Source organism: Variovorax sp. P2_H12 (assembly GCF_056403395.1).
Genome location: NZ_JBFUFO010000173.1, coordinates 1 through 487 on the forward strand (window position 1 = coordinate 1; position 487 = coordinate 487).

A 487-nucleotide genomic window follows, 5' to 3' on the forward strand; every position below is an offset into this window, starting at 1 on the left:
GCCAACTGCTTGAGCTCCGTCGGAGGCCCGTCCCCACTTGACGACGGTCCCGGCAACAGGCGTGCCAACCAGCTTGTCCATCCGGTCGAGAAAGCGAAGCGTACGAGGGACCCCGCTCCGGGCCGCCCCCCAGTGGCGGGCGTACTGCGACGCCTGCATTGCGGCCGGCTTCCCGTCGGACGCCCCCAGGGCCTCGGCGCCGCCGGCGGAACCGCCTGAGCAGCCTGAGCCTCTGACACCGCGCCTACCCGTCGGCGGCCAACGCCCGCACCGCGCGCTTCACTGCGGCTTGGCGCCCCTCGGGAGTTCGAGCTTGGAGCAAGGGCAGAAGCACCAAGTACTTCGCGGTCTTGTCGAGTGCCCCGAAAGCTTTTGTCGCCCGGGTATCCGCCGCCAGCGCCGCCGCCAGTTCGTCGGGCACTGCGGCCGTCGACTGCGGCGCGTATGCGGCGGCCCAACGTCCGTCCGCCTGCGCCTTGCGTACCTC

Annotated in this window: 1 protein-coding gene; it reads right to left on the reverse strand. The window is 71.5% G+C overall.

Annotation, left to right across the window (positions count from 1 at the left end; all coding sequences use genetic code 11):
• Window positions 1–244 precede the first annotated feature (244 nt).
• Window positions 245–487, reverse strand: a 243-nt coding sequence (locus AC1DYK_RS35680) for a YdeI/OmpD-associated family protein (RefSeq protein ID WP_478170565.1), incomplete at its 5' end; no start/stop codon positions are given.